Genomic DNA, 26,247 nt, shown 5'->3' with positions numbered 1-26,247 from the left:
CTCTTATACTTTCGTCGGCTGCGTATGTTGTGTATTTTATACCCCAGATGGGGGGTGGGGGCGCACACTGCGGGGGGGTGTTCGAGAGGTCTCGAAGCCCGCGCCGGAACCGCAGGTGTCTCAGACGCCGTTGAGGGCGTAGTTGCGGAAGGTGGCGAGCAGGGGCAGGACTTCGGTCTTGCTGGGGTCCTCCGTGACGGCGCGCATGGCGTCGATGACCGTGTGGGCGATGATCTTGGTGACGGAGAGGTCGTCCGGGGCGGAGACCGTGCCCCAGGCCTTGAGGGTCTGGGTGAGCAGGGCGCTCATCCGGGCGCCGATGTTGGCGCTGACGGCGTCCGAGAGTTCGGCGATCTCCTCGTCGCTCATGCTGGACCGCAGGCCGAAGGCCAGCGCCATCAGGGTGTCCATCGCGTGCTCGCCGTACGCGGCGACCAGCGCCGGCAGCGGCCGCTCGTCGGCCCCGCCCGCCGCAAGGGCGGACAGGGCCTCGTCGTCGTCCTTCCACGCCGCCTCAAGGGCGGCCAAGGCCCGCAGGGCCTCGTCCACGGTCAGCCCGTCTGTCATACCTGGAACGGTATTGAGCCGGTACCGCACCCCGCACGGTTCGGGCGCCGGGATCACACCTTCGGGGGACGCGGGCCCGGTTCCGGCCGGTGGACGTGTGCGAAGTGCTCCGCGTCCCAGGTGCCGCCCAGTTCGGGAGCCAGGGAAGCGCGGGCCAGGCCGGCGAAGCCCTCTGCCGCGCCCGCCCGTTCCGGCAGGACGCCGAGCAGCGGGGCACCGGCCGAGCGCGGCAGGTCGGCGAGGTTGCAGCGTTCGGCGAGGCCGGGGTCGGCCGGCCAGGAGCCGACCAGGACGCCGGCGAGCGGGAGGTCCCGGGCCGCGAGGGCCTCCGCCGTGAGCGCGACGATGTTCAGGGTGCCGAGCCCGGCGGAGGCGACCAGCAGCACCTCGGCCGGGAGGCCGGCGTCCAGGACGGCCCGGGCCTGGTCGGCGAGCGTACGGCCCCGGTCGTCGTAGCGGACCAGCAGTCCGCCCGCGCCCTCGACCAGGACCAGGTCGTGGCCGGCGGCGAGGTCGGCGACGGCCGTGACCACCTCGGCGGGGGAGAGGCAGGGCAGGCCCGACCGCCGCGCGGCGGTGTCGGGGGCCAGCGGCTCGGGGTAGCGGGCGAGCTCACGTACCGTCAGCTCACCGGCCAACCGGGAGACTTCGGCCGCATCGCCCGGCTCGCCGGGGGCCACGCCGGTCTGCCCGGGCTTGAGCACGGCGACCTTCCGCCCGGCCCGGAGCGCCGCCGAGGCGACGGCCGCGGTGGCGACGGTCTTGCCGACGTCCGTGTTGGTGCCCGTCACGAACAGGATGCGCGCGCTCATCCCGCCACCGCCGCGGCGGTCACGGCGGCAGCGATCCGTGCCACGTCCTCGTCCTCCGTCACGTAGGGGGGCATGGTGTAGACGAGGTCCCGGAACGGGCGCAGCCAGACGCCCTCGCGGGCCGCCGCCTCGGTCGCCGCCGGGACGTCCACCGGGTGGTCCAACTGCACCACGCCGATGGCGCCCTGGACCCGCACGTCACGAACGCCCGGCACGTCCGCGGCCGCGGCCAGGCCCTCGGCCAGCCCGGTTCCGATGCGCTTGACCTGCACCGCCCAGTCCTGTCCGAGCAGCAGGTCCAGCGAGGCGTTGGCGGCCGCGCAGGCCAGCGGGTTGCCCATGAAGGTCGGCCCGTGGGCCAGTACCGGCACCTCGCCGCGGCTGATCCCGTCGGCGATCTCGCCGGTGCACAGGGCGGCCGCGAGCGTCAGGTACCCGCCGGTGAGGGCCTTGCCCAGGCACATCACGTCGGGGGAGACGCCCGCGTGGCCGGCGGCGAACAGCGCGCCGCTGCGGCCGAAGCCGGTGGCGATCTCGTCGAAGACCAGCAACACGCCGTAGCGGTCGCAGAGTTCGCGCAGCATCCGCAGGTAGGCGGGGGAGTGGAACTGCATCCCGCCCGCGCCCTGGACCACCGGTTCGACGATGACGGCCGCCAGCCCGTCGGCGTGACGTGCCATCAACTCTTCGAAGCGTGCGGCGTATTCGGGGTCGAGCGGGGCGTCGAAGCCGGCCGGCGGCTGGGGCGCGAAGAGCTGCCCGGGCAGCACCCCGCCCCACAGGTGGTGCATCCCGCCGTCGGGGTCGCAGACCGACATCGGGTGGAAGGTGTCGCCGTGGTAGCCGCCGCGCCAGGTGAGCAGTCGGCGCTTCTCCGGCCGTCCGGTCGACTGCCAGTACTGCAGGCACATCTTCATGGCGACCTCGACCGCCACCGAGCCGGAGTCGGCGAGGAAGACGTGCTGCAGCGGCTCCGGGGTGATCTCGACCAGCCGGGCGGCCAGCCGGACGGCGGGCTCGTGGGTGAGCCCGCCGAACATCACGTGGCTCATCCGTCCCAGCTGCTCGCGCACGGCCTCGTCCAGCACCGGGTGCCGGTAGCCGTGGATCGCGGCCCACCAGGACGACATCCCGTCGACGAGCTCGCGCCGCCCGTCCGCGACGGGCTCCGCGAGGCGCAGCCGGACGCCCGAGGCGGATTCGACCACGTACGGGGTGACGGTCCCGGGCATCGGCCCGTACGGGTGCCAGACGTGCGCCCGGTCGAGGGCGAGCAGCGTGTCCGCGGACAGCTGGGGCATGGTGAGGTCTCTCCGAAGTGTTCCGACGGCGGCTGCCTGAGGGCGCCGAACGGTGCCGAACGGTCAGGCGTTGGGGGCGAGTTCGGTGCCGGCGCCGCGACGGCGGACCTTGACCAGGTCGCTGCGCAGCTCCTCGTCCGTGCCCTCCTCGACCGGCGCGGGCTCCGGGTGGGAGTGCCCGCCGCACGGGCCGCAGCCGCCGCCGCTGCCGCAGGCCGAAGCGGCCGTCCCGCAGGAGCCGGCCGCGGCCGCCTCGGCGACGTCGGCGCGGTGGCGCGGCAGGGTGGCCTCGCCGGCGCCCTCGACCTCGAAGCCGGCGTCCTTGATCATGTCGAGGTCGGTCTGACCGGCCTGGCCCTCGCTGGTCAGGTAGTCGCCGAGGAAGATCGAGTTGGCGATGTGCAGGCCGAGCGGCTGCATCGAGCGCAGGTGCACCTCGCGGCCGCCGGCGATCCGCACCTCGGTGTCGGGGTTGACGAAGCGGACCATCGCCAGGATGCGCAGGCAGCGCTGCGGGGTGAGGTTCCACTCCTTGGCGAGCGGGGTGCCCTCGAACGGGATCAGGAAGTTGACCGGGACGGAGTCCGAGCCGAGCTCGCGCAGCGCGAACACCACGTCGACCAGGTCCTCGTCACTCTCGCCCATGCCGGCGATCAGACCGGAGCAGGCGGACAGGCCGGCGCCGTGGGCCTTCTGCACGGTGTCGACCCGGTCCGCGTAGGTGTGGGTCTTGGTGATGGTCCCGTAGGTGTTCTCGGAGGTGTTGAGGTTGTGGTTGTACGCGTCGGCGCCGGCCGCCTTGAGCCGCTCCGCCTGGTTGTCGGACAGCAGGCCGAGGCAGACGCAGATCTCGACCTCGGGGTCGGCGTCCTTGATGGCGGCCATGGTGTCGGTGACCCGGTCGATGTCACGGTCCGTCGGGCCGCGGCCGCTGGCGACCAGGCAGACCCGCTTGGCGCCGCCGGCCACCCCGGCGCGGGCGGCGTCGGCGGCCTGCTCCGGCTTGAGCCAGGTGTACTTGAGGATCTCGGCCTTGGAGCCCAGCCGCTGCGAGCAGTAGGAGCAGTCCTCGGGGCAGAGCCCGCTCTTCAGGTTCACCAGGTAGTTGAGCTTGACCCGGCGGCCGAACCAGCGGCGGCGCACCTTGCCGGCCGCGGCGACCACGTCGAGCAGCTCGTCGTCGGTGGTGGCGAGGACGGCGAGGGCTTCCTCGCGGGTCGGGACTTCGCCGCGCAGGCCCTTGGCGGTGAGGGTATCGAGCAGATCCATGGGGCGATCCTGCCTGCTGGCGTCGGAACGGCGCCAGAGCAAACCCACCAGAAGATCCCCGGAAGGATGTGCCGATTGCCACAGTGTCGAAGCTCACGGCGTCGGCGCTGGTCACGCGCTTGACGGGGGGCCGGAAGCCTGGTTACTGGCGGGTAGCAGAGGGGTGTGCGGAGTGGCGTGCGGGGCGGAGATCCACAACCCCCGACCCCGTGACCCAGGCCACCCGGAGGGTGCTTAGAATCTGCGCCATGACCACGCAGGGGGAGCGCACCTCGACTCCGGGAGAGGGCCAGGACGGCCAGGCAGGACAGTGGACCGGCGGGGGCGCCGAGGGGATCTCAGCCGCGGGAACTTCGGCCGACGGTACTGAGCGCAGCAGGCGCGGCCGACGGCTGACCGGCCGCCGGGCGGTCGGCTGGGTCGTCATGGTGGGCGTGGTCGCGGCCGGTGGATGGATCATCACCCGCCCGATGCCCGGCGACTACATACCCGGCCTCGGCCCCTCCACCAAGGACTCCGCCCGCACGCCCCCGGTGGTGGGCAACCCGCCGCCGACCACCGACCCCGAGGCTCTCAACGCCGGCAACCTGTTCCCCGCCCAGCGCCCGGTCGAGGTCGCCGGCTACAAGGCCCGGCGCGGCGGCATCCGGCAGGGCGAGAAGTGCGACGAGGTGCTCCAGGACCGTACCCAGGAGCTGCTCAAGGACAGCGGCTGCCAGGCCTACCTGATCGTCAGCTTCACCGGCGTCGACCACCCGGTGCGCAGCAGCGTCACCCTGCTGCGCTTCGCCGATCAGGCCGCTGCCGCCAGGGCCGCCGACACCCTGCGCGGCAAGCCCGGCGCGGTCGCCTTCATCCTCGCCGACACCAACTTCGCGGCCGCCCCGTCCGCCGGCAGCGCCAAGCCGGGCAGCGAGGCCCGGGTCGAGGCGGTCGGCCACTACGTGACCGTCACCAGCTCCCGCCCCGGCGACGCCCGCCCGGCCGACACCGCCTCCTCGAACCCGGCGCCGTCCACCCCGACGCCGACCGCCTCCGGCGGCGAGCCGAACCTGGACGAGGCCACCCGGGCGCTGTCTTACGCGGCGGGTCAGCCGTTTGTCTGGATGTGACAAACGCCAAGGGGTCCGGCGCGCTAGCGCCGGGCCTCTTTTGACGGTCACTCAACCGCGTTCCCGACGGGAGGTCAGCCGCCGAGCCGGTCCACCGCCGTCACCCGCAGCACCGCCCGGCCCTCCTCGTCCGAGCCGTACAGGTCGACCTCGGCGCTGATGCCCCAGTCGTGGTCGCCCTCCGGGTCGTCGAAGATCTGCCGGACCTTCCAGGCGGAGTCCTCCTCCTCGATGATCAGCATCTTGGGGCCGCGCGCGTCCGGGCCGGTGCCCAGGTCGTCGTACTCGTCCCAGTAGCCGTCCATGGCGTCCGCCCAGCGGTCCGCGTCCCAGCCGTACTCGCCGTCCAGCTCGCCGAGTTCGTCCCAGTGCTCCAGCGCGCACAGCTCGACCCGGCGGAACATCTCGTTGCGCACCAGCACCCGGAAGGCGCGGGCGTTGGCGGTGACCGGGGCCGGCTTGTCGTCCAGGGTGACCTCGGCGGTGGCCGCCTCGGTCGGGTTGGCCAGCTGCTCCCACTCGTCCAGCAGGCTGGAGTCGACCTGGCGGACCAGCTCGCCGAGCCAGGCGATGACGTCCTTCAGGTCGTCGGTCTTCACGTCTTCGGGGACGGTCTGCTCCAGCGCCTTGTACGCACCGGCCAGGTAGCGCAGCACGATGCCCTCGGTGCGCGCCAGCTCGTAGAAGCCGACGTAGTCCGAGAAGGTCATCGCGCGCTCGTACAGGTCGCGGACCACGGACTTCGGCTGGAGCTGGTGGTCGCCGATCCACGGGTGCGCCCGGCGGTACACGTCGTACGCGTGGGTGAGCAGCTCCTCCAGCGGCTTCGGGTAGGTGATCTCCTGCAGCCGCTCCATCCGCTCCTCGTACTCGATGCCGTCCCGCTTCATCTCGCCGACGGCCTCGCCGCGCGCCTTGTTCTGCTGGGCGGCGAGGATCTGGCGCGGGTCGTCGAGGGTCGCCTCGACCACCGAGATCACGTCCATCGCGTACGAGGGCGAGGTCGGGTCGAGCAGCTCGAAGGAGGCCAGCGCGAAGGTGGACAGCGGCTGGTTGAGCGCGAAGTTCTCCTGGAGGTCCAGGGTCAGCCGGACGATCCGGCCCTCGGCGTCCGGCTCCGGCAGCCGCTCCACCACGCCGCCCTCCAACAGCGAGCGGTAGATCGCGATCGCGGTGCGGATGTGGCGGCGCTGGGCCGCCCTGTCCTCGTGGTTGTCGGTCAGCAGCTTGCGCATCGCCTCGAAGGCGTTGCCCGGGCGGCCGATCACCGACAGCAGCATCGCGTGGCTCACCTTGAAGCGGGAGACCAGCGGCTCGGGGTCGGCGGCGATCAGCTTGTCGAAGGTCTCCTCGGTCCAGCCGACGAAGCCCTCCGGCGCCTTCTTCCGCACCACCTTGCGCTTCTTCTTGGGGTCGTCCCCGGCCTTGGCGATCGCCTTGTCGTTCTCGATCACGTGCTCCGGCGCCTGGGCGACCACCTGGCCGACGGTGTCGAAGCCGGCCCGGCCCGCGCGCCCGGCGATCTGGTGGAACTCCCGGGCGCGCAGGATCCGCACCCGCTGGCCGTCGTACTTCGACAGGGCGGTGAACAGCACCGTGCGGATCGGCACGTTGACGCCGACACCGAGCGTGTCGGTGCCGCAGATCACCTTCAACAGGCCCGCCTGGGCGAGGCGTTCGACCAGCCGGCGGTACTTCGGCAGCATGCCCGCGTGGTGCACGCCGATGCCGTGGCGGACGTAACGGGACAGGTTGCGGCCGAACTTGGTGGTGAAGCGGAAGTTGCCGATCAGGTCGGCGATGGCGTCCTTCTCCGCCTTCGAGCACATGTTGATGCTCATCAGCGACTGCGCCCGCTCCACCGCCTCCTTCTGCGTGAAGTGCACGACGTAGACCGGCGCCTGGCCGGTCTGCAGCAACTCCTCCAGGGTGTCGTGCATGGTGGTGCGGCGGTACTCGTAGAACAGCGGCACCGGGCGGGTCGCGTTGCGCACCACGGTGGTCGGGCGGCCGGTGCGGCGGGTCAGGTCCTCCTCGAAGCGGCGGACGTCGCCCAGCGTCGCCGACATCAGCAGGAACTGCGCCTGCGGCAGCTCCAGCAGCGGGATCTGCCAGGCCCAGCCGCGGTCCGGCTCGGCGTAGAAGTGGAACTCGTCCATCACCACCTGGCCGATGTCGGCCCTGGCGCCGTCCCGCAGCGCGATCTGGGCCAGCACCTCGGCGGTGCAGCAGATGATCGGCGCGGTCGGGTTGACGCTCGCGTCGCCGGTCATCATGCCGACCTGCTCGGTGCCGAACATCTTCACCAGGTCGAAGAACTTCTCCGACACCAGCGCCTTGATCGGCGCGGTGTAGAAGGTCCGCTGCCCCTCCGCCAGCGCCGCGAAGTGTGCGCCGGCCGCCACCAGGGACTTCCCCGACCCGGTCGGCGTCGCCAGGATCACGTTGTTCCCGGAGACCAGCTCGATCAACGCCTCCTCCTGCGCCGGGTACAGCGTGATCCCGCGCTCCTCCGCCCAGGCTGCGAACGTCTCGTACAGCGCGTCGGGGGTGGCGGGCTTCGGCATCAGATCAAGGAGGGTCACCCGGCTATCTTGCCTGCTCGCCGCCACCCCGGGCAAAGCCCGGAGGCCCGGACAGGGCTCGGGGCGGCGATCGGCCGCGCGGAAGAGCGCGGCTCAGCTCTTGGAGAGCTCCGGGACGGCGGGCGCGGTGGCGGGCAGCTGCACCTGGTTGCCGCACTTGTACTCCGTGGCGGCGACCCGCGCGATCTTCAGCGCGATGTCGGCGTACGCCTGGCGGGCCTTCGCCGGCGAGGCGCCGTCCATCAGGTTGCCGCCGACGTCGATCCGGACGTACGGCGTGGCCTTGAGGCCCTGGGGCGCCTGGAAGTCGCAGCGCACGTACAGCTGAACGCGCTGGCTCGTCTCGGTGGTGGCCAGTCCCGCCGCGCCGGATCCGAAGTCCAACGTGGCGACGGGGCGGCCCCCCGCGGAGGCCTTGGCGCGATCGGCGTCGATCCCGTCCAGGGCGGGGTCGACCTGTACGGAGAGGAAGGTGCGGCTGCCGTCGCCCCCGTCCGGGTACCAGTCGAGGAAGCAGGTGTCGCTGCGGTTCGCCGGATCATCCGGTACGGCGGGCGTCTGGAGCCGCGCCGCGCCTTGCTGGGTCGCCTTTCCGTACTTCCCGGCAAGCGGCTTCAGGTCGTCCTTGGAGAGCGCCGACCAGCAGGCGCTCTGCGGGAGTTCCTGCGACCGCCACGGCTTCCAGACCCACAGCCCGCCGCCCACGACGACGGTCAGGGCGAGGACGCCCCCCAGCCAGGGCAGGGCCCGCCGCCACCGCGAGGGTGACGGCGGCGGGTCATCGGGCGAGCGCGGAATGAGATGGGCGGTGTCGACCATGGTTCATCACACCTTCGAGGCCATCGTCGGGTCGTAGAGGTCGTGGCCGGCGGACCAGCCCTGGGTGATGGTCTGCTTGGCGCGCGTGGCCAGGTCGTCCACTCGGTTCTGGTCGAGTCCGGCGTCACGGCCCGCGTTCTCGACGGCGTTGACGACCGCCTGCTGCGAGCCCTGGACCGTCGCGCCGGTGGTCTTGTGCGCCTCGTCCCGCCCCTGGTTGGTGGTGTCAACGTGGTAGCTGTCGGCGACCTGGGTCATGATGTTGCCGACCTCGTCGTTGATCATGCTGCCGACCTTGGGGACCTTGTCCACCAGGATGCCGCCGCTGTTGTCCCAGACCGTCTTGGCGATGTCCTTCTTGGAGTCGATCGCGTCGTTGATCGCCTTGTCGGATATCGCGTGGTTCTGCTGGATCTCGTCCGACATGGCGTGGGTGATCAGGCCGGCGACCTGTCCGCCCGGCATGGTCACGTTCTCGATCGCCGTGGCCATGTCCGGGTGGAGCTCCGGGTGGAGCATGACCTGCTGGATCTGGGCCGACTGGTACGCCTGCTGCGCGGTGGCGATCGTGGCGTACGCGTCCGTGTTCCGGCCGACCGTGGAGAGCAGCACGGCGGTGTTGTCGTGGTTGAGGAAGGCGGGGACGCCGTTCACGGACAGCCGCGCGTTCGGGCCGCCGCTGTTCGGGCCGGGCCCGTCGAGGGAGTTCTCGACGTCCCCGATGTGGTTGGCGACCATGTTGCCGATGCTGCTGTTGAGGTTGGCGAGCGGCCCGCCGCGCAGCATGTTCGGCCCGTCGCCGGTACCGAAGCGATCGACGACCTTCCCCATCACGTCGTTCATCTCCGCCGTGTGCGGCGGGTACTTGCCGGTGGTGTCGTCCCAGGCCCGGCCGGTGGTGGCGGCCTCCAGGGCGTGCCCGAGCGATGTGACCTGGCCCGGGTCGGGCTTGGTCTCCAGCGGGCGCAGTGGGTAACTGATGTCGTTGAGAAGGGAGTTCTCCCCACCGGTGGTGAACAGCTTGACGTAGTTGTTGTCGCCGCCGGTGCTCTTGACCGTGCCGTCCGGGTTGTACATGGTCACCGGGTCGTGGAAGAACTTGGTGGCCGCGTCGGGGCTGTGGCCGAGGGCGTCCAGGACGCCGGACATCGGGTTGAGGTTGGTGACGTTGCCGTCCTTGTCGACCTGCCCGATGAACTTCAGCTCGGTGAACGGGTAGCTGTTGTTGTAGGCCACGGCCTGCCAGCGGCCCGGGTTCTCCTCGGTGAGCTGGGTGACGTGCGCGGCGATCGGGTCGAGGAAGTGCGGATCGTACTTCCCGCTGCGCAGCAGGTTGGACATGATCTGGTAGCCGTACGGACTGTGCGCCGGGTCGGCACCCGGCGGGACGGGGATCTGCTTGGCGCCCGCGGCGCGGAACCTCGTCTCCCACGCGTCCGAGACGTGGAACGGCTGCTTGGTGTCGGTCGCGGTGGCCAGGGTGAGGCCGAGGTCCTTCTGGATGCCCTTGACGGCGGCGCTGCGGGCCGGGCTGTTGGCGTAGTCCCCGCTCTGCGCCATGGCGCCGTACTTCGCCAGGAAGGTCGCCGGGTCCTGGCCGCCGTAGAAGCTGCTGGCGAAGCGGGGGTCCTGGTTGTAGTGGTCCAGGATGTTCTGGAGGTTCTTGAGCTGCGCGTCGGTGGCCTTGTCGCCGAGGCTGAGGATGTAGGTGGCCATCCTGGCTTCCTCCTCCGGGATGCCGCCGGCCGGATTGGCGTTGAAGGCGGTGCCGTCACCGCCGGTGTCGTCGCCCAGGGCCCTGGCGGCGTCGAGGTCGGCCTCGGTGGCGAGGTCGATCGCGTCGCCGATGGCCTTGGCCGCGGAGTCGGCCTTGGCCTTCCAGCTCCTGCCGTACTCCGGGTCGCGCTTGTCCTCCTCGGTCGTGGGCGCGGGCCAGCTCACCGCGCCCTCGCCGTTGACGGTGAGGCCGGCCGCGGTGGCGTCGTGCAGGGCATTGGCGAGGTCCTGCTTGGCGGCCGTGATCTCGGTGTGGGCGTCCCGAAGGGTCTTGGCCAGCGCCGAGGCCTCCTCGAAGGCGGCGTGGATCTGGTCGCGGGCCCAGGTGAGCTTGGCGTTGGCGAGGCCGGCGGCGTCACCGTGCCAGCCGGACTGCGTGATGGTGCCGATGACCTCGTTCTGCATCCGCTGGGTGAGGTCCCACTTGCGGACCAGGGCCTCGAAGTCGCCCGCCGCCGAGTCGAGGCTGCTGAGGTCGACCTGCTGGAGCTGGCTGAATGTCACCATGATCGTGCTGCTTCCCCCCGCTTGTGCTGCGGCTAGCTCTTCGCGCCCTGTGCCTTGTCGAAGCCGGCGTGGATGTCGCGCTCGGTCTTGTCGTACGTCTGGGCGGTGGTCTGCAGGTTCGTGCCCATGTCGCCCACGGTGCCCTTCAGGGAGTCGACCTGACTCGACCACGTGCCCCAGGAGCCGGTGAGTGCGCCGCCGAGGGACCACCCCTTCAGTGCGCCGGCCGCGGCGGCGACGTGGTCGCCGGGCTGGCTGCACTCGGACTTGACGGAGTCCCGCAGCGCGAAGGCGTTCTGGGCGGCCTGCTGGAGCACCCCGGTGTTGACCGTCACGGCTGCGCCGCCGCCCGCCGGGTTCAGCGAGACCGGGGCGGCGTTGCTGCCGGCCAGGTCCGGGAACTGCTTCTTGGCCGCTTCGGTCAGATTGCCCTTGTCGTCGAGTCGAAGAGCCAAGGATTCATTCGACGCTCGAATTCGAGGTCTGTCACGTGCCCCACCCCCAGGTGTAGATCGGCATGGAGCGTACCCGAAATCGTTGCCGATGCGATGGGACCTATCGCCAGAATGATCGAAGAAATAGCGAGCGGGGAAATATTCAATGTTTCTTCGATTGACATTGGGTAAACAAAAAGTGAACGACGACAAGAAGGCCCCGCCCACGCTGTGCGGAGTCGCACATTGCCCGAGTCTCGCGGGGCGTGCCAGAGTGCCGGGCATGACCCTCCCGCTCACCTCCGCACCGCACACCGCCGCCGGGCCCGCTCCGGCGCACGTCTTCGACTGGCTCGACGAGGCCGCCGAGCTGCGCGCCGACGCCGGGCTGACCCGCAGGCTGCGCAGCCGTCGGGCGGATGACCAGGTGCTGGACCTGGCCGGGAACGACTACCTGGGGCTCACCCGGCACCCGGTGGTGACCCGCGCGGCGGGGGAGGCCGCGCTGCGGTGGGGCGGCGGGGCGACGGGCTCGCGGCTGGTCACCGGGACGACCGCGCTGCACACCGAACTGGAGCAGGAGCTCGCCGAGTTCTGCGGGGCGGAGGCCGCGCTGGTGTTCTCCTCCGGGTACACCGCCAACCTCGCCGCGCTCACCGCGCTGACCGACCCGGACACCCTGATCGTGTCCGACGCCTACAACCACGCCTCGCTGATCGACGGCTGCCGGCTCGCCCGGGCCGACGTCCACCGGGCCCCGCACAGCGACCCGGCGGCCGTCGCCGAGGTCCTCGCCGGGCGGGCGCGGCGACGGGCGCTGGTGGTCACCGACTCGGTGTTCTCGGTGGACGGCGACGCGGCACCGCTGCCCGGGCTGTCCGAGGCCGCCCGGGCGCACGGCGCCGCGCTGCTGGTGGACGACGCCCACGGGCTGGGCGTGCTAGGCCCCGGCGGGCGCGGCGCGCTGGCGGCGGCCGGGCTCGCCGGGCAGCCGGACGCCGTCGCCACCGTCACGCTCTCCAAGTCCCTCGGCTCCCAGGGCGGGGCCGTCCTCGGCCCGCGCCGGGTGATCCGCCACCTCACCGAGACCGCCCGCACCTTCATCTTCGACACCGGCCTCGCCCCGGCCGCCGCCGGAGCCGCCCTCGCCGCCCTGCGCCTGCTGTGCGCCGAACCCCAGCGCGCCGACCGGGCCCGCGAGGTGGCCCGCACCCTCGCCGCCCGCCTCACCGCCGCCGGCCTGCGGGCCTGCGAACCGGACGCGGCCGTGGTCTCGGTCCGGGCCCCCGGCCCCGAGGTCGCCGTCACCTGGGCTGCCGACTGCCTCCGCGCCGGCCTCGCCGTCGGGTGCTTCCGCCCCCCGTCCGTTCCGGACGGCATCTCCCGGCTGCGCCTGACGGCCCGCGGCGACCTCACCGACGCCCAGATCGCGGACGCGGTCCGCACCATCGCCGACCTCGCCCCGGCGGGCGCGCGGGGGTAGGAGTGGTCCGGGCGATCGCGCCCGAAGCCGGCTGACGATGGTCGCGGTGCCCCCGCAGGTCAGCGGCCCGGAGGTCGCCGCCGGAAAACCGCTCGGCGGGAGGCGTCCTGGACGGCAGGATGGCGGCATGCCCGACCTGCTCTGGGACGACCACGTGGCGTGGCTGCTGGATCCGTCCGACGGGAGCTGCCTCCCGGATGTGTACGTCGCCGACACGACGGTGGCGGACTGGCAGGCGGTGCTCGACCTGGTGGTGGAGCAGCGCTGGGCCTTCGAGTACTCCGAGGGCGAGGCGGTGCTGCCGCTGCCCCGGGCCGCGACCGTGCTGTCCCGCCCGGCCGGCGCCGAGTGCCCGAACCTGCGCGTGTGGCCGGACCCGGAGGTCTGCGCGATCTTCCGGTTCCTCGGTGAGGAGCAGGTCGACTTCGACGTCGACCTGCGGGAACTGCGGGGCCAGGAGCGGCTGGACGTCCTCTGCGGCTTCCTCGCCGCGATCGGGCGCCGGCTCGGCAAGTCGGTGCCGATGTACTTCGAAGGCGACACCCGGGAGCCGTTCCTCGGGTACGACATCGCGGCCGACCGGGTCCGGCTGTTGTGGACCGCGCCGGGGGCAGGAGAGCGGGATGGCTGAGCTGCGCTGGGGCGACCACGCCGCATGGCTGCTCGATCCGTGCCGGGACGGCTGGTTGCCGGACGGGTGGGTCGCGGACACCACCGTGGCGGACTGGCAGGCCGTGCTCGACCTGGTGGTGGAGCGGGGCTGGGCCCGCAGTTTCGTCGTGGGCTGCTTCGAGACGGCGCTGCCGCGGGCCGAGGAGGTGCTGTTCCGGCCGCGCGGCCCCGCGCAGCCGGTGCTGAGCGTGCGGCCGGGGCCGGGGGTCGGGGTGGTGTTCCGGTTCCGCAGTGCGCGGCGGATCGACTTCGACGTCGATGTCGCCGAACTCGACGGCCAGGAAGGGCTGGACGCACTGTGCGGCTTCCTGGCCGCGATCGGGCGGCGGCTCGGCAGGTCGGTGCCCACGTGGGTCGAGGGCGGCGATGCGCCGTTCCTGGGGTACGACCTCGGAGCCGACCGGGTGCTGGTGCGGTGAGGGCCTACGGCCGTCCGGCCACCAGCAGGACCTCCGCGCCGATCGGCCGGTAGCCGGCGGCCTGGAAGGCGCGGACGCTGGGGGCGTTGCCGGGGGCCTGCTGGGCCCAGACGGTTCCGCCGGAGGGCAGCAGGTGGCGGCCGGCGACGGCCAGCGCGCGGCCCAGGCCGCGGCCCTGGGCGTGCGGGTCCACCTCGACGGCGGTTTCCCAGCGGCCCGCCACGCCGCGGCCGAGGATCAGCACGCCGCCGTCGGTCTCGTACACCCGGACGTCCTCGCGGTAGCGCAACGCCCGTACCACCCGCGGGTGTTTGCGGTCCCCGACCGGGGTGAGCGGCAGCGGCGGGGCGCCGGGGAGGCGGTCGGCGACGGTGAGCAGGTCGATGTTGTTGACCGTCCGCCCGGTGCGCTCGGCGAAGGCGGTGAGGAAGGGCGGGCAGAGCGGCGCGGACAGCGGGTCGCCGGGGGCAGCGGCGAGCGTCTCGCGCACCCAGTCCGGGTCCTCGTCGGTGAACACCACGGCGTGCGCCGCGAAGGCCGCCACCCCGGCCTCGCGCGGCGACGGCTGCGGCACCACCGTGACCGACCCGTCCGGCGGCGGGAACACCCCGCCCGCCGCGTCCGCCAGGATCTCCGCCAGACCCCGTATGCCCATATCCGTTCTCTCCCAGGTGAGTTGTCCGCCCCAGTTGATCACCGTGCGCGCCGATGTGCCAGCAGGTAGCGCCGGAACGGCAGCCGCTGGTCCGGTCCGGCCCGGCCGATACTCCAGTGTGACGTCGTGATCTATCTGGTGGAGGGCTCGGCGAGGCGTCGTGGGTCGTGGCTGCGGCGTGTGGCAACTGTCATGGTTTCAATGCAAGTTTATGAACTTTGCCCTGGTTTGAAGTTGGCAATTGGTTCATATGTGCGCATGTCGACGGCCTTTATCCCGATTGACGTTTGTAGGCCCTGGAGGAGAGGATCTGTTTATTGTCATGACAGATTGAAATCGGACTGCCGCACAGCGCCGATTTCGCGTCGATGGGAGACTTGATGCGCAAGGTGCGCGCCCTGACTGCGGTGGCAGTTGCCTCGGCCTCGCTTATGCTCGGAGGATTCGCCGCCACTCCGGCGAGTGCAAGCTCTGGCGCCTGCGTCAATTGGCAGGATTCCAATACGTTCGGGACCAACTGCGGAACCGCAGTCGGAGGTATAGCCTTCCGAGCCGTAGCCATATGCAACAACGGCACGATTGTGTACGGGCCGTGGCTTGCGACTGGCAGTGACTCCTGGAGCTACGCATACTGCACCAGCGTGAACTCCTCGCTTTCCTGGGGCTACCCGGCGGTCCACACGTAGTCTCAAGCGGGAATCTGGGCGGCTGAGATTCGTACCTGGAATCTCAGCCGCCCCGATAAAGCCGCAAACGGGCCTGTATGGGGCCGGACTGGAGATGTCGCGCAGGAGCGGGCGACAGCGGCGGGGTTACCCGCTCCCAAGGGTTATCCGAAAAAGATCAGAACATACCTGTCTCGGACTTGGTCATTGAGGTGGGCCGGCGCATAGGGTGCCGAGATGATCGCCATGCCAGAGGAGTTCGCACGGAGCACCATCGAGCGCGAGGGGGAGGCCGGGGCTGAATGGCTCGCCGAGCTGCCCGGGATCGTGGAGGAGTTACTGGGGCGCTGGGAGTGCGTGCCGGATGGCAAGGTCCTGCACGGAGGCGTTGGTGTCATCGTCCCGGCACGACGGCGGGCTGAGGAGACCGCTGTGCTGAAAGTGTCGTTTCCGCATCCCGGCAACGCCCATGAGCCGGACGCGTTCGTGGCGTGGGCCGGGCGCGGCGCCGTCCTGCTGCATGAGCGCGACGACGAGCGGTTCGCGATGCTGCTGGAGCGGGTTCAGGCTGCGACCCTGGCGGAGGTTGCGGACGGCGACGAGGTGGTGGCGGTTGCCGGGTGGCTCAATCGCCGCCTGGCCATCCCCGCACCGTCCGGCCTGCCCCGGCTGCGCGAGCAGGCCGATGCCTGGGAGGAACAGCTGCGCAGGGACGCAGAGGAGCTGACACATCCGTTGCCGCGCCAGGTGGTGGATGCCGCTGTGGCGACCGTCCGGGAACTGGGCCGGGTCCAGCCGGACACCCTCATACATGGCGACCTCCACGCCCGGAACATCCTGCGCGCCGGCCGCGAGCCATGGCTGGCCGTAGACCCCAAGGGGTACGCGGGAGATCCCGCCTACGACGGCGGCACACTGTTGAAGTCACGCGCGCTGACGCTCCTCGAAGCGGACGACCCGAGCAAGGCCGTCCACCGCATCTTGGACGTGTTCGCCGAAGCAGCGGAACTCGACCGTGAACGCGTCCAGCGATGGGCCCAGTTCCATGCCGTACAGGCTGCGTTCTGGGGGCGCCGCCACGGCTTCCGTATCGCCCGCAGCGGACCACAACTGGACTGGCTCACCGAATTCGCAGACCGCCTGGCGAAGTTGCTCACCAAAGGCTCGTAGAGCGTCACGCGAAATCACGAAGTCGCACCGGAGTACTGAGCTTGACTCTGTCGGGGATCTTGGCGGGGTTGGTGCGCCTACTTCCGGCCGGGAGTGTCCAGCGCCACCTTCCAGTACCTGACCTCGTATGTCTGGGGGCGGGTCATCTGGTGGCTGCGAAGGAAGCACCCCCGGATGAACTGGAAGGACCTTCGCCGGCGCTTCTGCGGCGGGGGTTGGTGGCCGGCCAGTGAGGAACGGGAACTGTTCAGCCCGGCGAAGGTGGGCACCACGCGCTACCGCCACCGGGGATCAGTCATCCCCTCCCCATGGCCGACCACGGGATGAGAGAACGATTCACGGATCGACAAGCGGGACTTGTGGAGCGCCGGTTGCGTTGAGAGGCGCACGGCGGGTGCGGGAAGCGGTCCGGAGAAACGGGTCGGTCGAAAGGCCGGAACCGCGCGCCGGGCCGACTTCACGCCATGGAACTGGACGATCCCGGCTTCCACCACAGCGGAGTGCTAATTCAGCGGTTCCACGGCGTCGCCGACATCACTGCGCGTAGTCGGATCCTCCAGGCCTGGACCGTCCAGCGTTCGGACGGACGCTCCACCGCCGGCCATGACCAGCCGCCCTGTCCGCGCAGCTTCTAAGCGGGCTTCTTGCGGGCCCGGCTGGGCTGGACCCGGGTCGGTTCGCCCGCGGCCTTCGGGTGGTCGGGCGGGTACGGGAGTTCGCCGAGGCCTTCGTCGTGCAGCTGCTTCCCGTACACCTCCAGCAGGCCGTCCAGCCGGTACGCGTGGGTGTCCATCTCCGCGTTGAGATCGCCGAGTTCGGCGAAGCGGACGGGCACCGTCCGCAGGTCGAAGTCCTCCGGTGCGGCGTCGTCCAGCTCCTCCCAGCGCAGCGGGGTGGAGGCGGTGGCGCGGGGGCGGGCGCGCAGGGAGTAAGCGGAGGCGATGGTGCGGTCGCGGGCCATCTGGTTGTAGTCGACGAAGATCCGTTCGCCGCGCTCCTCCTTCCACCAGGCGGTGGTGACCCTCCCGGGCATCCGCTGCTCCAGCAGCCGGCCGAGGGCGATCACGGCGTGCCGGCCGTCGGTGAAGGTCCACTCGGGCACCAGCGGGACGTAGACGTGCAGGCCGCGCCCGCCGGAGGACTTGGGCCAGCCGCGCAGCCCGAACTCCTCCAGCAGGGCGCGCAGTTCGTGGGCTGCGCGGACCGCGTCGTGGAAGCCGGTGCCGGGCTGGGGATCGAGGTCGATGCGCAGCTCGTCGACGTGGTCGGTGTCGGTGCGCCGGACCGGCCAGGGGTGGAAGGTGAGGCAGCCCAGGTTGGCGGCCCACAGTACGGCGGCCGGCTCGGTGGGGCAGATCTCGTCGGCGGAGCGGCCGCTGGGGAAGTTGATCCGGGCGGTGGGCAGCCAGTCCGGCAGGCCCTTCGGCGCCCGCTTCTGGTAGAAGAACTCGCCGTCGACCCCGTCCGGGAAGCGCTGGAGGGTGGTGGGCCGGTCCCGCAGTCCGCGCAGCACGCCGTCGGCGACGGCCAGGTAGTACTGCGCGACATCCAGCTTGGTGAAGCCGCGTTCGGGGTAGTAGACCTTGTCCGGGTTCGACAGCCGGACGGTGCGCCCGGCGACTTCCAGTTCGACGGCTGAGCCCATGCCCCTCACGGTAAGGGCGCGGCGTCCGGCGCGCGCCCCGAGCCCGTTGGCGCGAGGCTGGGCTCATGGACCTGCCCGTGATGCCGCCGGTGGCGCCGATGCTCGCCAAGCCGGTGGCCGAGATCCCGCCGGGGATGCAGTACGAGGCCAAGTGGGACGGCTTCCGCACGATCGTCTTCCGCGACGGCGACGAGGTGGAACTCGGCAGCCGCACCGGTAGGCCGCTGACCAGGTACTTCCCCGAGCTGGTGGAGGCCTTCCGGCGGGAGCTGCCGCCGCGCTGCGTGCTGGACGGCGAGGTGGTGATCGCCCGGGACGGGCGGCTGCGCTTCGAGGAGCTGCTGGAGCGGATCCACCCGGCCGCGAGCCGGGTCAGGCTGCTCGCCGAGCAGACGCCCGCCTCCTTCGTCGCCTTCGACCTGCTCGCCCTCGGTGACGACCCGCTCGTCGACGAGCCGCTCTCGGTGCGCCGACCGGCCCTGGAGGCGGCGCTGGCCGGGGCGGAGGACCCGGTGTTCACCGCCCCGGCCTCCACCGACCGCGAGCTCGCGCAGAACTGGTTCGCCGAGTTCGAGGGCGCCGGGCTGGACGGGGTGGTGGCCAAGCCGCTGGACCAGCCGTACCGGCCGGGGGAGCGGACCATGTACAAGATCAAGCACGAGCGCACCGCCGACTGCGTGGTGGCCGGCTACCGCGAGCACAAGAGCGGGCCGGTGGTCGGCTCGCTGCTGCTGGGCATCCACGACGAACAGGGCAGGCTCCAGCACGTCGGGGTCTGCGCGGCCTTCCCGATGGCCCGCCGCCGCGAGCTGGTCGAGGAACTGGCCCCGTTCCGGATGGAGGACCTCTCCCAGCACCCCTGGGGCGCCTGGGCGGAGGAGTCCGCGCACGCGGAGGGCCGGCTGCCGGGGGCGGTCAGCCGCTGGACCGGCGGCAAGGACCTCTCCTGGATCGCGCTGCGCCCGGAGCGGGTGGTCGAGGTGGCCTACGACCACATGGAGGGCAGCCGCTTCCGGCACACCGCGCAGTTCCGCCGCTGGCGGCCGGACCGCACGCCGGAGAGCTGCACCTACGAGCAGTTGGAGGAGCCGGTCTCGTACGACCTGCGCGAGGTGCTGGGAATCTGACGGACCGCCCAGCGGAAGCGGCCCGACCCGGTTGAGCCGGGCCGCCCCTGTCGCGGGAGCCCGGGGATCAGGTCCGGACGGTCGAGGCCGTGTTGGTCGGCAGTGCGGTCGGCGAGCCGCTGGAGCCGCCGCGGGTCGGGGAGCCGGAGGGCGAACCGGAGGCCGGGCCCGGGGCCGACGGCGAGGCGGTCTCCGCGGGCAGTGCGTAGACGTGCTTCGGCGAGATGATCTTGGTGATCTCGTGCGCGAACAGCGTCGACGGCTCCTGCCCCTGGGAGCTCACGTCGGTGTTGAGCAGCATCACCAGGGTGGCCCGGGCGTCCGGCATGTAGACCGCCACGCTCTCGTAGCCCGGCATCGAGCCGTTGTGGCCGATCCATCCGTTGTTGTCGAACAGGCCGAAGCCGTAGCTGACGTTCGGGTCACCGGTCGGCAGCATCTTCATGCGCTCGGTCTGGCTGGCCGGGCTGATGACGGAGCCGGTGGCCACGGTCCTGGCCCAGCTCTCCAGGTCGCCCAGGGTGCTGATGACGGCGCCGGCCGTCCACGCCCAGGACGGGTTCCAGCCGGTGGCGTCCTGGACGGAGCCGTCGGGCGTCTGGTTGGTGTAGCCGTGGGCGTGCGGGTCGGGCAGTTTCGCGTCGCCGGGGAAGCTCGTCTTGCCCACCGAGGCAGGGCTGAACACCTGGGCCCGGAGGAAGTCGCCGGCCGACTGCCCGCTGACCTTCTCGATCAGCTTGCCCAGCAGGATGTAGTTGCTGTTGCTGTACTGGAACCTGGACCCGGGCGGGAACACCGCGGGGTGCTTGTACCCGTAGGCGAGCAGCTGGTCCGGGGTGAACACGTGGTTGGGGTCGTTGACGAACGTGTTCACGAAGCCCGGGTCGGAGGTGTACGGGAACAGGCCGCTGCGCATCTCGCCGAGTTGGCGGACGGTGATCCCGTCGCCGCCGGGGACGCCGTCCACGTACCTGGAGATCGGGTCGTCCAGGCCGACCTTGCCCTGGTCCACCAGGCGCAGCACGGCGGTCGCGGTGAAGGTCTTGGTCTCGCTGCCGATGCGGCTGGACATCCCCGGGTCCATCGGCGTGCCGGCGGCCTTGTCGGCGACGCCGAAGGACTTCTGGTACGTGCCGCCCGGCGTGATGATGCCGACCGAGATGCCGGGGACGCCCGCCTGCTTCCGCACCCGCTGGATCGCGTCGTCCAGCTGGCCGGTGACGGCGGGGGTCAGCGCCACCACCGCGTTGGAGGCGCTGCCCGAGGAGGAGCCCGAGCCGCCGGCGCCCGGGGACTGGCTGAGCGCGGCCGGTTCGGCGGTGACCGCCTGGCCGCCGCCCCGCTGGGCGGGCTCGCCGCCGCCGGAGCAGCCGGCAGCGGCGAGCAGGCCGGTCAGGGCGAGGGCGGCGGCCGCGCGGCCGGCGGTGCGGGGAGCGGCCGGGCGTGGCCGTCGGGTCCTGGTCATGTGTCGGGCGCCTCTCTGGGGCGAAGGGCCCGGAGCGCCTGGTCCACGGGCCGCAGGGGAGCGTCGCCACCGTAAGCTCCGCCGGCGGGGGCCCGCGCGCCGGTGGCGGACCGGCTGGCCCGAACGGACCCAACCCCCACCCGCATGGCCCGTCCCGGCGGCGCCGCATTGTCATGTGCCGGGGAACGACGGGCGGTCGGTGTCGCCGAGGGCGCCCCGCGCTCGGCCGGACGGGTGAGCACCGGCAAGCCGCGGCCGCCCACGCCCCCAGCTCGGGCACGATCGTTTAGCCCAGCTGTGGCCGCCCTTAAGAATTCCTCGATGGACCGCACCCCCTCCCACCAGGCAGATTTCTGCCTGCCGGAACGCGCCCGTCAGGAGTGGCCGAACCGCGCCCTTCGGCCCGCACCCCGGGGCCGTCCCCGATCAGCACGTCAGGAGCCGTCGCCCGTGAAGGCACTCGTCAAGCACAACGCCGAGCCCGGGCTCTGGCTGATGGACGTCCCCACGCCCGAGATCGGCCCCGGCGAGGTTCTGATCAAGGTACTGCGGACCGGCATCTGCGGCACCGACCTGCACATCCGCAAGTGGGACGGCTGGGCGCAGCAGACCATCAAGACCCCGCTGGTCCTCGGCCACGAGTTCGTCGGCGAGGTCGCCGAGATCGGCGCCGGCGTCGCGGACATCGCGATCGGCGACCTGGTCAGCGGAGAGGGCCACCTGGTCTGCGGCAAGTGCCGCAACTGCCTGGCCGGCCGCCGCCACCTGTGCCGTAACACCGTCGGCCTGGGCGTCAACCGCGACGGCGCCTTCGCCGAGTACGTGGCGCTGCCCGCCTCCAACGTCTGGGTGCACCGGGTGCCGGTCGACCTCGACGTGGCCGCGATCTTCGACCCCTTCGGCAACGCCGTGCACACCGCGCTGTCCTTCCCGCTGGTCGGCGAGGACGTGCTGGTCACCGGCGCGGGCCCGATCGGCATCATGGCCGCCGCCGTCGCCAAGCACGCCGGCGCCCGCAGCGTGATGATCACCGACGTGTCCCCGTACCGCCTCGACCTGGCCCGCCGGGTCGGCGTGACGCTGGCGCTCAACGTCGCCGAGCACACCATCGAGGAGGGCCAGCAGAAGCTGGGCCTGCGCGAGGGCTTCGACGTCGGCCTGGAGATGTCCGGCCGCCCCGAGGCGATGCAGTCGATGATCGCCAACATGACCCACGGCGGGAAGATCGCCATGCTGGGCCTGCCGGCCGAGCAGTTCCCCGTCGACTGGGCCTCGATCGTCACCTCGATGATCACGATCAAGGGCATCTACGGCCGCGAGATGTTCGAGACCTGGTACGCGATGTCCGTGCTGCTGGAGGGCGGCCTGGACCTCAGCCCGGTGATCACCGGCCGCTACGCCGCCACCGACTTCGAGGCCGCCTTCGACGACGCCGCGAGCGGCAACTGCGGCAAGATCATCCTCGACTGGACCGCCTGAGCACTCCGCTGACGCCAAAGGAGCCTGTTGTGTTCGACAACGTGCGCGCCGACATCGCCGCCACCCTCGACGAGATCCGCGAGGCCGGCCTGTTCAAGCCGGAGCGGGTCATCGGCACCCCGCAGAGCGCCGCGGTCACCGTCACCGGCGGCGGCCGCCCGGGCGAGGTGCTGAACTTCTGCGCCAACAACTACCTCGGCCTGGCCGACCACCCCGAGGTCCTCGCCGCGGCCAAGGACGCGCTGGACCGCTGGGGTTACGGGATGGCCTCGGTGCGTTTCATCTGCGGCACCCAGGACGTGCACAAGGAGCTGGAGGACCGCCTCTCGGCCTTCCTCGGCCAGGAGGACACCATCCTCTACTCCTCGTGCTTCGACGCCAACGGCGGGGTCTTCGAGACCCTGCTCGGTGCCGAGGACGCCGTCATCTCCGACGCGCTCAACCACGCCAGCATCATCGACGGCATCCGGCTCAGCAAGGCCCGCCGCCACCGCTACGCCAACCGCGACATGGCCGACCTGGAGCAGCAGCTCAAGGAGACCCAGGACGCCCGCCGCCGCCTGATCGTCACCGACGGCGTCTTCTCGATGGACGGCTACGTCGCCCCGCTTCGCGAGATCTGCGACCTGGCCGACCGCTACGACGCCATGGTCATGGTCGACGACTCGCACGCCGTCGGCTTCGTCGGCGCCGGCGGCCGCGGCACCCCCGAACTGCACGGCGTGATGGACCGGGTGGACATCATCACCGGCACCCTGGGCAAGGCGCTCGGCGGCGCCTCCGGCGGCTACGTCGCCGCCCGCCGCGAGATCGTCGCCCTGCTGCGCCAGCGCTCCCGCCCGTACCTGTTCTCCAACTCGCTGGCCCCGGTGATCGCGGCCGCCTCGCTGAAGGTGCTCGACCTGGTCGAGCGGTCCAACGAGCTGCGCGAGAAGCTGGCGGCCAACACCGCGCTGTTCCGCAGCCGGATGACCGAGGCCGGGTTCGAGATCCTGCCGGGCGACCACCCGATCGCCCCGGTGATGATCGGCGACGCGGCGAAGGCGGGCCGGCTGGCCGAACTCCTGCTGGAGCGCGGCGTGTACGTGATCGGTTTCTCCTACCCGGTCGTCCCACACGGCCAGGCCCGGATCCGGGTGCAGCTCTCCGCCGCGCACTCCACCGAGGACGTCGACCGCGCCGTCGCCGCCTTCGTGGACGCCCGCGCCGCGCTGGGGGAGTGACCCCCCCGCCACAGACCGCCCGCGGGCCGGACCGCTCGGAACCGGACCGGCCCGCGGGCCATCAACTCCTGTGTGGCGGTGGCGAATCGTGACCCCGCCGCCGCACGGCCACCAGACCACCTGCCCCACCCTCCCGCTTCGGGGGTGGGCCGCCGGCCCGCCCCCGCGGCCCCCCCCCCGTCGCGGTGAGTGGCGCGGGTCACCGCCGCCATCCGAGGTTACCGGCCAGTAATTTGGCTGATCATCACCTCCCCTGAGCCACCGTCGGCTGGCTAGGCTCGCCGCGATCACATCGGGTGAACCAAGGGAGCAGAGCGTGATGGCAGGACCCCGCCGGGCCGGCGGACACAGGGCAGTGAGCGCGGTTCTCGTCGCGGCGCTCGGCCTCGGCGCGGGAGCGGTGGCGGCCGGCCCCGCCGTCGCGGCGCCCGCGTTCGGTGCCGCCACGCCGACCCTCGACGGCTTCCGGCTGGCCGACATCACCGCGGCGGACGGAGTCGTCCTCAAGGCCGACGTGTTCACCCCGCCCGCCGGAACGCCGGGCGCGGACGCCCAGGGGCGGTACCCGGTGGTGGTGCAGCCGGCGAGCTGGGGGCAGAACGACCTGGAGTACGTCGCCCAGGGCCACCGCTTCGCCGCCGCCGGGTACGTCGTCGTGACGTACACCGTGCGCGGGTTCTGGGGATCGGGCGGAGAGGTGGACGTGGCCGGGCCCAAGGACGTCGCCGACATCTCGACGGTGATCGACTGGGCCCTCGCCCACACCCCGGCGGACCCCGACCGGGTCGGCATGGTCGGGCTGTCGCTCGGCGGCGGCCTCACCCTCCTCGGCGCGGCGTTCGACGCGCGGATCAAGGCCGTCGCCTCGCTGAGCGGCTGGGCCGACCTGACCGACGCGCTGTACAGCGGGCAGACCCGGCACACCCAGGCCGCCACCAGGCTGGCCGCGATCGAGGGCCTGACCGGCCGCAAGAGCCCGGAGTTCGCCACCGCCCTGGACGACCTGTTCGCCGACCGCGACCTGCCCGAGGTGGTCAAGTGGGCGGACGTCCGCTCACCGGCCACCTACCTGGACCGGATCAACGCCCACGGCACCGCGGTCTACCTCGCCAACGGCTGGAGCGACAGCTTCTTCAACCCCGGCCAGATGACGGACTTCTACCGGAAGCTCACCGTCCCCAAGCGCCTGGAACTGCGCCCGGGCGACCACGCGAGCCAGGAGTTCACCGGCCTGCTCGGCTTCTCCAACGACACCTGGGACGGCGCCCGCGCGTGGCTCGACCACTACCTCAAGGGCACCGGGGGGAGCCGGACCGGCGTCGACCTGGAGGTCCGCCCGACCGGCGCGCACGAGGCCTACCCGGACTGGGACCCGGTCAGCTCCCGCACGGAGCAGCTGACCTTCGGCGGGACGTCCACCGTGCGCGGGGACCGGCCCTCCGGCGCGAGCGGCGGCGTCGTCCTGGTCTCCGGCCTGGTCGACCAGTGGCTGCACCAGCCGCCGACGGCCCTGGTGCCGCTGCTGGACCGCGACGCCGCCGCCGTCCGGCAGTCCCAGCCGTACCGGCCGGGCCTCCCCGTGCGCGGAGCCGTGCAGGTGCACACCACCGTCACCGCCTCCGCGCCGCAGGGCACGGCCGTCGCCTACCTCTACGACACGGACGCCCTGGGCGTCGGCCGGCTGATCGCGCACGCCCCGCAGAGCTGGAGCGGACGGCCCGCCGGGCAGCCCTTCCCGCTGGACGTCACGCTGTTCCCCACCGCGTACGACCTCCCGGCCGGGCACCGGCTCACGCTGGTCCTCGGCACCCACGACGACCTGTACGGCGGCGAGACGCCGAAGGGGAGCACGGTGGCCTTCGGGCCGGCGGACGTCTCGCTGCCGGTCCGCTGAGGTCGCGGCCGGGGCGTCGGGGGATCCCCGCCCGGCTCGATGCCGAGCCAAGCGCCGTTCGAGCGCGACGGTCAACAGGCCGAAGCGATCTCCGCCGGAAATACGCCACCGGTGGTACTGCCGCCCTCGGGCCCGGTCGAACGGGCCCGAGGGCTCACCCGGACGGGTCAGCGGCGGCGCGCTGGCAGAATTGGGCTGTGATCGACGCACGACGGCTGCGGACCCTCCGGGCCGTGGCGGACCACCGCACCGTGACCGCCGCGGCGGCCGCCCTCTACCTGACCCCCTCCGCGGTCTCCCAGCAGCTGGCCGCCCTGGAGCAGGAGACCGGCCACCACCTGCTCGCCCGGGAGGGCCGGGGCGTGCGGCTGACCGCCGCCGGGGAGATCCTGCTCGGCCACGCCGACGCGGTTCTCGCCCAGCTGGAGCGGGCCGAGGCAGACCTGGCCGCGTACAGCGCGGGCGTCGCGGGCGAGGTCACCGTCGCCTCCTTCGCCACCGGCATCTCGCACGTGCTGGCCCCCGCGATCGGCCTGCTCGCCGAGCGGGCGCCGGGGGTACGGCTCAAGGTGCTGGACGCCGAGGGCGACGCCAGCCTGCCGATGGTGCTGGACGGGCGGGCCGACCTCGCGGTGGCCGTCGAGTACCGGGGCGCCCCGCGCGCCGACGACGCCCGGCTCACCCGGGTCCCGCTGTACGCCGAGCCCTTCGAGGCCGTCCTGCCGCTGGCCCACCCGCTGGCCGCCGAGTCGGGGCCGCTCGCGGTGGCCGCGCTGGCCGAGGAGCCGTGGATCGGCCCGTACCCGGGCAACCCCTGCCACGACGTGGTCCTGCTGGCCTGCGAGCACGCCGGCTTCCAGCCGCGCCTGCTGCACTCCTCGGACGACTTCCGCGCCGTCGTCGCCCTGGCCTCGGCCGGTTCGGGTGTCGCCCTCGTGCCGCGTTCGGCGCTGCGCGGGGTGGACCTGGCCCGGGTCGCGGTGCGGCCGGTGGACAGCGACCTGGCCACCCGCCGGGTCTTCGCCGCCGTCCGGTCCGGTGCCGACGGGCACCCGCTGATCCGTCCGGTCCTGGACTCCCTCGCCGAGGCGGGCGCCGCGGGGGCCTGACCCTCCCTACCCGCCGCGGCCGCTGCCCGGCCCGGCGCGGCGCGGGGCCGGCTGCGGTG

General features: G+C 72.1%; 22 protein-coding genes. 11 read left to right on the top strand and 11 right to left on the bottom strand.

Features of this window, described 5'->3' with window-relative positions; translation table 11 throughout:
- Positions 1-120 precede the first annotated feature (120 nt).
- The 4 genes from ACFV1W_RS10800 to bioB form a co-directional block, all read right to left on the bottom strand.
- Entirely contained in the window at positions 121-567 is a 447-nt protein-coding gene (locus ACFV1W_RS10800; RefSeq protein ID WP_380415103.1) for a hypothetical protein, read from the bottom strand.
- 53 nt (positions 568-620) lie between these two features.
- A complete protein-coding gene (bioD, locus tag ACFV1W_RS10795) occupies positions 621-1,379 on the bottom strand; it encodes a dethiobiotin synthase (RefSeq protein ID WP_380415102.1) in 759 nt (252 codons plus the stop codon).
- On the bottom strand, positions 1,376-2,680 hold the full coding sequence (locus tag ACFV1W_RS10790) for an adenosylmethionine--8-amino-7-oxononanoate transaminase (RefSeq protein WP_380415100.1): 1,305 nt from the start codon (positions 2,678-2,680) through the stop codon (positions 1,376-1,378). The genes bioD and ACFV1W_RS10790 overlap by 4 nt, the downstream gene beginning before the upstream one ends.
- Before the next feature lie 63 nt (positions 2,681-2,743).
- Positions 2,744-3,949, bottom strand: a complete 1,206-nt coding sequence (gene bioB / locus ACFV1W_RS10785; protein WP_380415098.1) for a biotin synthase BioB — start codon at positions 3,947-3,949, stop codon at positions 2,744-2,746.
- Between the two features lie 248 nt (positions 3,950-4,197).
- Between bioB and ACFV1W_RS10780 the strand changes: the two genes are divergently transcribed.
- Complete coding sequence (locus ACFV1W_RS10780; RefSeq protein ID WP_380415096.1) at positions 4,198-5,061, top strand: hypothetical protein; 864 nt, start codon at positions 4,198-4,200, stop codon at positions 5,059-5,061.
- Between the two features lie 74 nt (positions 5,062-5,135).
- Here ACFV1W_RS10780 and ACFV1W_RS10775 read toward each other — a convergent pair whose 3' ends face one another.
- From ACFV1W_RS10775 to ACFV1W_RS10760, 4 genes are all read right to left on the bottom strand, one after another.
- Positions 5,136-7,628 carry a DEAD/DEAH box helicase gene (locus ACFV1W_RS10775; RefSeq protein WP_380415124.1) on the bottom strand — a complete coding sequence of 831 codons (2,493 nt, stop codon included), beginning with the start codon at positions 7,626-7,628 and terminating at the stop codon, positions 5,136-5,138.
- Between the two features lie 111 nt (positions 7,629-7,739).
- Positions 7,740-8,465 (bottom strand): hypothetical protein, encoded by a 726-nt coding sequence (locus tag ACFV1W_RS10770; protein WP_380415094.1) that lies wholly within the window; start codon positions 8,463-8,465, stop codon positions 7,740-7,742.
- A gap of 6 nt (positions 8,466-8,471) precedes the next feature.
- Positions 8,472-10,748 carry a hypothetical protein gene (locus ACFV1W_RS10765; RefSeq protein WP_380415092.1) on the bottom strand — a complete coding sequence of 759 codons (2,277 nt, stop codon included), beginning with the start codon at positions 10,746-10,748 and terminating at the stop codon, positions 8,472-8,474.
- Between the two features lie 32 nt (positions 10,749-10,780).
- A complete protein-coding gene (locus ACFV1W_RS10760) occupies positions 10,781-11,203 on the bottom strand; it encodes a hypothetical protein (RefSeq protein WP_380415090.1) in 423 nt (140 codons plus the stop codon).
- A gap of 262 nt (positions 11,204-11,465) precedes the next feature.
- Between ACFV1W_RS10760 and ACFV1W_RS10755 the strand changes: the two genes are divergently transcribed.
- The 3 genes from ACFV1W_RS10755 (at position 11,466) to ACFV1W_RS10745 (ending at position 13,756) form a co-directional block, all read left to right on the top strand.
- The gene (locus tag ACFV1W_RS10755; protein WP_380415089.1) at positions 11,466-12,665 is read left to right on the top strand and encodes an 8-amino-7-oxononanoate synthase; all 1,200 of its coding nucleotides are present in this window, start codon (positions 11,466-11,468) and stop codon (positions 12,663-12,665) included.
- Positions 12,666-12,792: 127 nt separating this feature from the next.
- Complete coding sequence (locus tag ACFV1W_RS10750; protein ID WP_380415087.1) at positions 12,793-13,296, top strand: hypothetical protein; 504 nt, start codon at positions 12,793-12,795, stop codon at positions 13,294-13,296.
- On the top strand, positions 13,289-13,756 hold the full coding sequence (locus ACFV1W_RS10745) for a hypothetical protein (RefSeq protein WP_380415086.1): 468 nt from the start codon (positions 13,289-13,291) through the stop codon (positions 13,754-13,756). The genes ACFV1W_RS10750 and ACFV1W_RS10745 overlap by 8 nt, the downstream gene beginning before the upstream one ends.
- Before the next feature lie 4 nt (positions 13,757-13,760).
- On the opposite strand, the gene ACFV1W_RS10740 is transcribed toward ACFV1W_RS10745, so the two are convergent.
- Complete coding sequence (locus ACFV1W_RS10740; RefSeq protein ID WP_033347980.1) at positions 13,761-14,411, bottom strand: GNAT family N-acetyltransferase; 651 nt, start codon at positions 14,409-14,411, stop codon at positions 13,761-13,763.
- A gap of 902 nt (positions 14,412-15,313) precedes the next feature.
- Between ACFV1W_RS10740 and ACFV1W_RS10735 the strand changes: the two genes are divergently transcribed.
- Positions 15,314-16,246 (top strand): aminoglycoside phosphotransferase family protein, encoded by a 933-nt coding sequence (locus ACFV1W_RS10735; protein WP_380415084.1) that lies wholly within the window; start codon positions 15,314-15,316, stop codon positions 16,244-16,246.
- Positions 16,247-16,339: 93 nt separating this feature from the next.
- The gene (locus tag ACFV1W_RS10730; protein ID WP_078656370.1) at positions 16,340-16,573 is read left to right on the top strand and encodes a group II intron maturase-specific domain-containing protein; all 234 of its coding nucleotides are present in this window, start codon (positions 16,340-16,342) and stop codon (positions 16,571-16,573) included.
- A 304-nt stretch (positions 16,574-16,877) separates the two neighbouring features.
- Here the strand turns inward: ACFV1W_RS10730 and ligD are convergent, their stop codons facing one another.
- Complete coding sequence (gene ligD / locus ACFV1W_RS10725) at positions 16,878-17,891, bottom strand: non-homologous end-joining DNA ligase (protein WP_380415082.1); 1,014 nt, start codon at positions 17,889-17,891, stop codon at positions 16,878-16,880.
- 65 nt (positions 17,892-17,956) lie between these two features.
- Between ligD and ACFV1W_RS10720 the strand changes: the two genes are divergently transcribed.
- Entirely contained in the window at positions 17,957-19,018 is a 1,062-nt protein-coding gene (locus ACFV1W_RS10720) for an ATP-dependent DNA ligase (protein WP_380415080.1), read from the top strand.
- A 67-nt stretch (positions 19,019-19,085) separates the two neighbouring features.
- On the opposite strand, the gene ACFV1W_RS10715 is transcribed toward ACFV1W_RS10720, so the two are convergent.
- On the bottom strand, positions 19,086-20,483 hold the full coding sequence (locus ACFV1W_RS10715; protein ID WP_380415078.1) for a serine hydrolase domain-containing protein: 1,398 nt from the start codon (positions 20,481-20,483) through the stop codon (positions 19,086-19,088).
- Between the two features lie 450 nt (positions 20,484-20,933).
- Between ACFV1W_RS10715 and tdh the strand changes: the two genes are divergently transcribed.
- The 4 genes from tdh to ACFV1W_RS10695 all read left to right on the top strand — a co-directional run bounded on the left by tdh (position 20,934) and on the right by ACFV1W_RS10695 (position 26,188).
- Entirely contained in the window at positions 20,934-21,962 is a 1,029-nt protein-coding gene (gene tdh, locus ACFV1W_RS10710) for an L-threonine 3-dehydrogenase (protein WP_380415076.1), read from the top strand.
- Between the two features lie 29 nt (positions 21,963-21,991).
- Entirely contained in the window at positions 21,992-23,185 is a 1,194-nt protein-coding gene (locus ACFV1W_RS10705) for a glycine C-acetyltransferase (protein WP_380415074.1), read from the top strand.
- A gap of 319 nt (positions 23,186-23,504) precedes the next feature.
- Positions 23,505-25,079 carry a CocE/NonD family hydrolase gene (locus tag ACFV1W_RS10700; protein WP_380415072.1) on the top strand — a complete coding sequence of 525 codons (1,575 nt, stop codon included), beginning with the start codon at positions 23,505-23,507 and terminating at the stop codon, positions 25,077-25,079.
- Between the two features lie 197 nt (positions 25,080-25,276).
- On the top strand, positions 25,277-26,188 hold the full coding sequence (locus ACFV1W_RS10695) for a LysR family transcriptional regulator (protein WP_380415070.1): 912 nt from the start codon (positions 25,277-25,279) through the stop codon (positions 26,186-26,188).
- Positions 26,189-26,247: the final 59 nt, after the last annotated feature.

Source organism: Kitasatospora sp. NPDC059648 (assembly GCF_042734825.1).
GTDB lineage: Bacteria > Actinomycetota > Actinomycetes > Streptomycetales > Streptomycetaceae > Kitasatospora.
Note: the sequence above shows the minus strand (reverse complement) of the source record. Positions and strands in the feature narration are given on the sequence as shown.